Source organism: Streptomyces sp. NPDC127068, from assembly GCF_042724695.1.
In the GTDB taxonomy this organism is placed as follows: domain Bacteria; phylum Actinomycetota; class Actinomycetes; order Streptomycetales; family Streptomycetaceae; genus Streptomyces.
Window position 1 is genome coordinate 20,000 of the sequence record NZ_JBHXEN010000079.1, and the last position, 8,703, is coordinate 28,702.

The 8,703-nt window shown below is 65.0% G+C and carries 6 protein-coding genes; 1 reads left to right on the plus strand and 5 read right to left on the minus strand.

Features of this window, described 5'->3' with window-relative positions; genetic code table 11:
* Window positions 1–20: 20 nt before the first annotated feature.
* From ACFWIA_RS32790 to ACFWIA_RS32800, 3 genes are read right to left on the minus strand one after another with little or no spacing between them, the layout of a single operon-like run.
* On the minus strand, window positions 21–1,100 hold the full coding sequence (locus tag ACFWIA_RS32790) for an NAD(P)-dependent alcohol dehydrogenase (protein ID WP_387010901.1): 1,080 nt from the start codon (window positions 1,098–1,100) through the stop codon (window positions 21–23).
* A gap of 17 nt (window positions 1,101–1,117) precedes the next feature.
* Window positions 1,118–1,729 carry a hypothetical protein gene (locus ACFWIA_RS32795; protein ID WP_387010902.1) on the minus strand — a complete coding sequence of 204 codons (612 nt, stop codon included), beginning with the start codon at window positions 1,727–1,729 and terminating at the stop codon, window positions 1,118–1,120.
* A gap of 11 nt (window positions 1,730–1,740) precedes the next feature.
* On the minus strand, window positions 1,741–2,481 hold the full coding sequence (locus ACFWIA_RS32800; RefSeq protein ID WP_387010903.1) for an HAD family hydrolase: 741 nt from the start codon (window positions 2,479–2,481) through the stop codon (window positions 1,741–1,743).
* 534 nt (window positions 2,482–3,015) lie between these two features.
* On the opposite strand from ACFWIA_RS32800, the gene ACFWIA_RS32805 reads away from it, so the two are divergent.
* Entirely contained in the window at window positions 3,016–4,098 is a 1,083-nt protein-coding gene (locus tag ACFWIA_RS32805; RefSeq protein ID WP_387010904.1) for a methyltransferase, read from the plus strand.
* A gap of 857 nt (window positions 4,099–4,955) precedes the next feature.
* Here the strand turns inward: ACFWIA_RS32805 and ACFWIA_RS32810 are convergent.
* Window positions 4,956–5,459: a TerB family tellurite resistance protein gene (locus ACFWIA_RS32810; RefSeq protein ID WP_387010905.1), complete on the minus strand. Its 504-nt coding sequence runs from the start codon at window positions 5,457–5,459 to the stop codon at window positions 4,956–4,958.
* Window positions 5,460–5,533: 74 nt separating this feature from the next.
* Complete coding sequence (locus ACFWIA_RS32815; protein WP_387010906.1) at window positions 5,534–7,372, minus strand: 1-deoxy-D-xylulose-5-phosphate synthase; 1,839 nt, start codon at window positions 7,370–7,372, stop codon at window positions 5,534–5,536.
* Window positions 7,373–8,703 lie beyond the last annotated feature (1,331 nt).

Genomic DNA, 8,703 nt, shown 5'->3' on the forward strand with positions numbered 1-8,703 from the left:
CACCTCCAAGAAGAGGCGTGTCATCCGGGCAGGAGAACGGCTTTGACCACCTCGCCGGCGCGCATGTCTTCTTCTGCTTGCCGGATGTCGTCGAGTGGGTAGGTTCGGATCAACCGGTCGAAGGGCAAGCGGCCACCTTCCCACAGGCTGACCAGCCGGGGGATCAGAATGTGTGGTACGGAGTCGCCTTCGATGATGCCGTGGATCGTGCGCCCCATCGAGACGAGCCAGGGGTCCACGGTGAAGTCGCCCTTCTGCACGCCGACCAGACCGCATGTGCCGTGGCTGTGCAGAGCGAGGATCATCGCAGTGATGACAGCGGGAGCACCTGTGGTGTCCAATGTGTAGTCCGCTCCTTGCCCACCCGTGATACGCCGGATCGCTTCTGGGAGCAGAGGGGTCTCGACATCAAGGGCGTGGGTGGCGCCGAGTTCCAGGGCCAGCCGACGCCGCGCGGGGTTGAGATCGACAGCGATGATGGGGGCCGCGCCGCATAGCCGTGCGGTCATGACGGCGGTGAGACCGACCGCGCCCGTTCCCGCCACGACGAGGCTCGTTCCCGCGCGCACACGGAGCGATTCGAGGATCGATCCCGCGCCCGTCTGGAATCCGCACCCCAGCGGGCCGAGGAGTGCCAGTGGAAGTCCCCTGTCAGGGACCTTGACCAGGCTGCGTGCTTTGGCGACTGCGTACGTCGCGAACGAGGACTGACCGAACCACCCCATGTGGATCACTTCACCCTGTGGGTCGTGTGCTCTCCAGGTTCCCTCGGGGCTGCGGCCGGTGAGGTTGCGGGCGAAGAACGACGCGCAGTTGGCGGGTCTGGCGACGCGGCAGGCTCGGCATACGCCGCATGAGTCGAAGGACATCACCACCCGGTCCCCTTGGATGATGTCGGTCACAGCCGCCCCGACGGACTCCACCGTCCCCGAGCCTTCATGGCCCAGGACCACCGGCATCGCGATCCCGTACACGGGGTCTCGCGGCATCAGGTCGGTGCGGCAGAAGCCGACTCCCGCGATTCGGACGAGCACTTCGTCGGCGGCGGGCTCCGCGAGTTCCGCTTCGCTTATCTCAAACGGGAGGCTGTGTTCTCGCAAGAGAGCGACTTTCACCTTCAAAGCCGTGCCCGGGTGCCGTCCCAGAACTCTTTCGCCCAGATATTTCCGTAGAACCAATTCCCTGGGGCCTCGGGATCGGTGCTGGTGCAGAACTCCTGGTGAGCGCGCATGATCCTTTCCGTGGGGAGGCGCGCATCGTTACCGCACAAGCCCAACTTTTTTGCGGCTATCTCGATGTTGGCGGGAGATGTTTTCACGCTGCGATGGTAGGCCATGAATTCGTCCAGCCGGACAAAACCGTCGTCGTCTTTGTCGGCAGCGGCCCAGATCGCCTTGCCAACCGGTTCAAGATAAATCTTGTAGTCGCCGACCCCGCCCGGCATCGCCTTTACCAATGCGGCACGCCATTCCAGCAAGGTGACTTTCCTGTCGGGCGACCAACCGGTCACCAGGGAAATGCGGTTGTAGAAGCCCTGGATCGACCGGAAAGCTTCTCCCGATTTCCGACTGTCCAGAGGTTCTCCCAGGTGGACCAGAGTACGTGCGCAGAGAGTGGCGAGGTCTGCCAGTTCCAGCAGGCCGCTGCTCGTGTCGCAGGCATGGGCGAAGATCACATCGATTTTACGATCGCCGAGTTCAGAAACGATGTCGTGAGGAGTTCGACTCATGCGATGCCCCTTCATTCTTCTTCGTGGTGTCCGCTTCCGATGGATCCGCGGTTCGGTACGGCATGGGACAGCTTGATGGCCGCGCACACGATATCGACGGCCGTGTCGCGGTCTGCGATCCTCCAGCCGAACTCACGTGCCATGGACAGCAAAGACCCGTCGGGTTCGAAGGCTATCGGATATCCGACTACCTTCAGAAGCTCATGATCCGAAGTGCTGTTTCCGATAGCCAGCGACCGTTCAGTGGGAATCCCGAGTCTGGATGCGAGGTTCCGCACCAGGTCCACTTTCACATCCGGCACCGCTGGCACACTGATCAGGTGGTCGGTGTAGTGATCTCCCTCCACAGAGCTGACGATTCCGTATCGATACTTTACGCCCAGCTCGTCTGCGATTCTGTCGATCATGACCTGAGGACTACCCGAGAGCAGCACGGGGACGCATCCTTCTGCCCTCACACCGTAAAGCAATTTCCTGGCTTCCCCCATGAGTCGTTGCCGTACTTTCTTCCAGGCCGACTCGGATGCCTCGATGACCACATCACAGGGAACTCCCTTGATGGCGAAGGCACACATCTCACATATGCTCAGTAAGTCTTCACGACACCCCACACCCTGCATGCGATATTCTTCGACGAATTCATGAATGGCGCGAATCAGCGACGCTTTCACATACCCTCGGGATTCGAGCTCATGCAGCAACGAGAATCCCAGCGTGCCGTCATAGAGTGTGCCGTCAACATCCAGCGCCACGATGCACATCATCGCCGTCCCCGGGAGCTCAAGCCGAAGTGGCCGCGTGATCCATTCACATGAGGTGGATCAGTGCGAACTACTCCTACCCGTCGCTGAAAGGCCGAAGCGCGACACACCAAGCTATAGCCCATTCGAGTGATCCGCAGGTCACGCGGAGACAACGTAGCTCTCAGAGCCCCGCACCAACCAGACGGCCATGCACAGATCGTCTGGATCGTGGGAATGGAAGCGCGGTGCAAGAACACGGAGGGCCTGCCCCGGGTTACGGGAGAGAGGTTCACGCCGCACCACCGAAGGGGCCGACACCACTGCACCCGAACCTGCTTGCGGCAGTCGACGCACGACGGCGGACGGACAGCTTCTTGCCACCGCCCGCGCACATCCGGACGTCGCCGCGCTTCCCTTGCGCTCCATCACCACCTTGCACAGTCGACCATGACCATTGGACCGTACACATGAAGAGTCCTGCCCCCTCAGCACCGCATCCTCCAGGGCATCCACAAGATCAGCATCCGATCAGGAAGAGGAGCCATGAACAGCAATTCCCAGGCACTCATCAAGTTTCGCGAATACCTACTCGGACCCACCAGGTTCATGACCTTGCTCAGCTGCTTCGAGCTCGGACTGATCGAGTCACTCAAAGCACATCCTCAAGGAAAGATGAACGCAGAACAGCTCGGCGAGCGGGTCGGAATCACGGCACACAAGGTGGAGCAAATGATGAGCCTCCTCGTCAAGGAAGGCCTTGTCGCCCATAGCCATCGAAGCGGCGAGTACACACTGGACGGAATCGGCAGCCTCACCGATGACGACCTGACTCGGGTGCTGAACTGGATGCATATGGTAAAAGACGTGTGTCTGCGACAACTCTATTACTTGTCCGCCAGTGTCAGAAACGGAAGCACGGAGGGCCTGAAGGAGATCTACGGGTTCGACGGGACCTTCTATGAGGCGATCACCCACCATCCCGACTTGGGCAGGTCATGGGGAAAAGTGATCGATGAGGTGGCTTCCCGAGTCGATCCCTGGTTTCACGGCAACTTGACTCTTGAGAGGAATGCCAAGGTCCTCGATCTGGCGGGCAACACCGGCATGGGCGCCATTCTTGCCTGTCAGCACCACCGCGGGCTTGGCATCCATGTCACCTGCTTTGACTTCCCGGAGAAGGAATCCGAGGCGATCGCCAATTTCCGTCGCCACGGCACGGAAGAGAACTGCTCGTTCGTCGGAGGAAACGCCCTCGAAGAGATCCCCGGAGGATTCGACGTTGTTCTCGTCAAGCATTTTCTGGAACTCTTCGACAAGGAAAAAGCGTGCCGCGCCCTTCGCAATGCGCACACAGCCCTCAATCCAGGAGGAAAAATTTACATCTTTTCTCCGATGTACGGAGAGAATTTCAAAGGGTCGTATATGGTGGATTTCTTCCCCGCCTACTTCCTCGGTTGTGTCACGGGAGAAGGGGGGCTTCAGAAGATGTCAACGTACCAGGAATGGCTGGAAGAATGCGGTTTCAGGGTGACCGGAACTCTATCCGAGGACATGAATTCATTGCCGCAGGATGTCATCCTCGCGCACGGGATGATCTGCGCGGTGAAGGACGAACCGAGCTCGTGAGCCCCGGAGTCACCGCGTAATGAACGAGCCGCGGACGGTACGGCCAGGTCGGCGAAGTGGAGGCGCCACACCCTTGGCCACCGGGCTCTGGACACGGTTGACCCACGCGGTGGATAGCGATTCCCGCGGTGCTCGCTGCCCAAGGCAGTGATGGGGCACAGACACTGACCGCTGCGCCGCGGGCCCCGGAGACCGTGCTGTGGCTTCGCCATTGTCCAGATCGGGCAGGGGCGCCTTCCGGGGCGCCCCTCACCCGACCCAGCCGCACGGGCGGTCCCAGCCACAGCGGACGGGGGCTCAGCGCGTTGGCCCTGGCGCCGTCGGGCTCGCGGACGGTGCCGGCACTCGCGCAAGGTAGGACCGCGCACCACGGGCGGTGCGCACGGTTTGCCGCACACGCTCGCAGCCGCTGTTAGCGTCCCCATGTGGATCCTGTCGACCTCATCGGTCGGTACCGTGCCGCTCTTGGTGCCGACCGAGGCCGCAACCTCAAGGGTTGCGAGCGCGCGGCCCGCGCCTGTCCGGCTATCGGTGTGCTCGGCCCCACCGCGCTGGGTGGGCCCCGCGAAGTGCCTCAGCTCCATGCGCACCGCTGAGGGGGCAGACATCGCGTCGGTGGGCAGTCCGGGTCCGGGCTGCCCACCCATCAGCACGTCGACGCGGGTGGGTGGGCCCCAAGCGTCGGTGAACGCCGCGTCGATGCTCTGCCCCTGCGGTACAGCGGGCTTCGACGGAGCACCCGCTCACCGAGGCGCAAGGCGTGCCGCTCGCGACTGGTAGGTGACACGCTCCCAGGTCGCGCGGAAGACCTCCGGATCCAAGGGTCCGGTTGGCATGTGGTGCTGCCAGCGGAAGGTCTAGAAGTACGGAGTGCCTTGTGGGAACACCGCGGCGATCCGGGCGACCCTGGCCGCCTTCTCCTCGAAGTAGAACTCCTTGAGTCGATCGACGGCCTCCTCCGTGATCCCCAAGGCGGAAGCCATCCTCTTGATCTGCTCGATCTCGCCCGGGGCCAGGTCGCCGTCCGCGTCACACGCCCGCAGCGCGTCGAAGATCAGTGGGGTGCGGGAGTGGAGCGTGACGGCCGACGCCGTTTCGACCAAGGCGACGACGTCGTCGTCGGCAGCGTAGTCGGCCAACTCCTGCTGGAGCTGAGCGTCACTGCCGGTGAGCGCGGCGATGTACCCCAGAACCCAGTCCCGTTCTTCCGGTGAGATGACGCCGTCCCCGCGCGCGACGACCAGAAGCGCCTTCGCGTAGACGCGGACGTCACCGAAGTCCGGGGCGGTGTTGAAGGCCCAGTCCTGCTTGAACAGCCACTTGCCGGTGGCGGGTCCCGTGTGCGCTGCTGTTCCGGTCACAGTCGTTCTCCTTTTCCTTGAGACTCACTTGATCGAGGGTCGGGTCAGCCGGTCGAGGGGAAGACAGGCTGAGTTCACGGGGAGGGCGTCCAGGACGAGTCGTGCGGGTGCCCCGCGCGGGCGCGCAGGACCGCGAGGGTAATGCCCTGTGCGTTGAGCCCGGTCGACGCGAGCAGATCGGCGCGTTCCCCGTGCGCGGTGAAGCGGTGTGGCAGGCCCAGCGTGCGTACAGGGGTGGTAAGGCCGGCGTCGGCGATCGCTTGGGCGACGGCGGTACCGATGCCTCCGGTGCGCACCGCGTCCTCCAGAGTGACCACCAGGCGGTGCCGAGCCGCGAGTTCAAGCACCTGCGGGTCGACGGGCAGAGCCCATCTCAGGTCGGCCACGGTGCACCCGATGCCCCGGCGGATCAGGTCACGCCCGGCTTCCACCGCCTGTCGGCACAGCGGCCCCGCCACGGCCAGGAGCACGTCCCCGTCGTCGGAACGCAGCAGGACGTCCACGGTGCCGACGCGTTCGACGGCGACGAGATCCGGTTCGGTCGTGCCTCTGGGGAATCGCAGCGCGGTCGGCCCCTCATGTCGGACCGCGTCGGCCAACAACTCCCTCAGTTGCGCGGCGTCCCGGGGAATCGCGAGCTTGAGGCCGGGGACCGTGGCGAGGAGGGCAAGATCCCATACGCCGTGGTGGGAGGGTCCGTCGGGGCCGGTGACACCGGCCCGGTCCAGCACGAAGGTCACGGGCAGCCGGTGCAGGGCGACATCCATGAGGATCTGGTCGAAGGCCCGGTTCAGGAACGTGGCGTACACCGCGACGACGGGGTGCAGCCCGCCCATGGCGAGCCCGGCCGCGCTGGTGACCGTGTGCTGCTCCGCGATACCCACGTCGAGGACTCGGTCGGGGTACTTCAGGGCCATGGGGTGCAGACCCGTGGGGCGCAGCATGGCCGCGGTCAACGCGACGATGTCCGATCGTTCATCGGCCAGTTCGAGGAGTGACTGGCCGAAGACAGCGGTCCACGACGGGCGCCTCGGGGCAGACGCCGTTCCAGGGGAAGCGAGGCGCGGTGCGGGGCTGACGGCGTGCAGGCAGTCGGCTTCGTCCGTCTCCGCTGGTTGGTATCCCTTGCCTTTGACGGTCAGTGCGTGTACCACTACGGGTCGTCTCAGGGCACGGGCTCGGTGCAGTACCCGCTCCAAGGCATGGATGTCGTGGCCGTCCACGGGTCCTTCGTAGGCCAGGCCGAGTTCGGTGAACAGGTTCCGTACTGTGGCGCTTTCGCCCCTCCTCTTCATGAGCGCGGCCAAGTGGGCGGCCAGGGCGCCGACTGTGGGGGCGTAGGAGCGGCCGTTGTCGTTGAGGACGATGACGACGGGCAGTTCTTGGGTCGTGCCCAGATCGTTGAGGGCTTCCAGGGCCATGCCACCGGCCAATGCCCCGTCGCCGATCACGGCGACCACGGCGTGGTCGCCGTCTCCGTTGAGGTGGCGGGCTCTGGCCAGACCGTCGGCGTAGGACAGCGCGGTGGAGGCGTGCGAGTTCTCTACCCAGTCGTGCGCCGACTCCGTACGGGACGGATAGCCGGACAGGCCGCCTGCCTGACGTAGACCGTCGAACCCGCTTCGGCGGCCAGTGAGGAGCTTGTGCACATACGCCTGGTGTCCGATGTCGAAGATGAGCGCGTCTCTTGGCGAGTCGAAGACCCGGTGCAGGGCGAGCGTCAGCTCGACTACTCCCAGGTTCGGCCCCAGGTGCCCGCCCGTGGCAGTCACCTTCTCGACCAGGAATCTGCGGATCTCGTCAGCCAGGATCGCCAATTGCGGGATCGTGAGGGCGCGCAGGCTCTCGGGTCCATCGAGCGTGTCCAAGAGGTCGCCGCCCGCCGCCGGCTCCGGAAGGGGTGTGATGGTCATGGGGTATGCACCTGTTCAGGGAACGTGGAGGAGACGTGCTTCTCGGTCACCGCGTGTTCTTCGGCGGCGACCGCCCCATGCGTTGCCGGGGGATTGACGGTGGCGGGGAGCGGCACTCGGGAGGTAGGGGCATCGGCACGCTGCCCAGTCGGTGCCGGTGTTCCGGCGCGGGGCGGTCGGATCCTGGACTCGTCATCGACCGCAGGCGCGAGTGTCCCGGCCCGGGAGGCGCGTCCGGCTGTGCGCGACGAACGGAACGGGCACGCCGAACCAGGCGTCAGGGGCGTGTTCGCGCGCTTCGCGCCCGCCCGGGTGGCCGTGGTTCCGCTCTGCCGAGGCCGACGGCTGGCGCAACTGGTGCCGCGACCGAACCGGGGCCCAGATGGACGACCCTTCGAGTTCGTCCATCCCCGGACCGGCATCATCCGTTTCCACCAGGAGCGGCGCCTTCGCCCGATTCCCTCCGTACCGGAACTCCCGTTCCGCGGATACCCGGTCGTCCGGAGCCGTGCGGCAGCCGTCCTCCGGTCCAAGAGGCTCTTCGGGATGCGATCAGCGACGGTACGGGCCGGCTCGTCCACCGCGTCGACGGATTCGTCCTGGTGATGCGGGACCATCAACGGCTCCCCCCTGTCACAGTGTCGGCACTACGGCGCGACGGGCCTGCCCACCGGATCGCCGTGCTACCGCCGGTACGGGCGTGTTCCCAGGGTGAAGCCGGTGGCTGGATGTGAACAGTGCGTCTACCCCGGCGCTTGAGGCGAATGGGCTGCTGTGCCGAAAGACGCACACCACAGTCGTGCGCCCCGCGCTCGGTCGCAGGGGGATGGCGCGCTACCCGCGGCCACCCGGTTGCGATGCTCCCGCAGCAGGGCGGCTCGCCCCGTCCTGGCCATGGATGCATGAGCCGGACCGCTCCACCTCCGTCAGCGGTCCACGCATGTGAGACGTGCTGCGCCGCAACTGCGGCCGGAGTGCTGGGGGCGGTGCCGGAGCCGTGCACCATCACGTTCCGAAGGAGTCGCCTATGTCCACTCTGCCTATCCCTGTTCGGTCTTGCCCTCGTGTCACCTTCACCGTGGCCGCCCCTCTCGGGCTGGAGTAGCTGCAGCAGGCGGCCGGCAGAGCCGGCCGACCAACCTGCGCAACGGGACGGGCTCCCCGTCGGCACCTCTACGCGGGCGGACGCTCAGCTCAGCGCTACGAGGCGACATGGCAGCCGTCCATCCGGCTCTCAGAGGTCGTTTTCATCACTAGTGCGGTGTTATCAGCGCCTTTGCGCCCGCTGGGGTGCTGATGCTGGTGGGACTGTCGGGTCCGTTCTGGCTTTC

What these genes read in the sequence shown, in the direction of transcription:
- ACFWIA_RS32805 (WP_387010904.1), top strand. Translation starts at nt 3,016, where the DNA reads ATGAACAGCAATTCCCAGGCACTCATCAAGTTTCGCGAATACCTACTC.
- ACFWIA_RS32815 (WP_387010906.1), bottom strand. Translation starts at nt 7,372, where the DNA reads ATGACCATCACACCCCTTCCGGAGCCGGCGGCGGGCGGCGACCTCTTG.
- ACFWIA_RS32795 (WP_387010902.1), bottom strand. Translation starts at nt 1,729, where the DNA reads ATGAGTCGAACTCCTCACGACATCGTTTCTGAACTCGGCGATCGTAAA.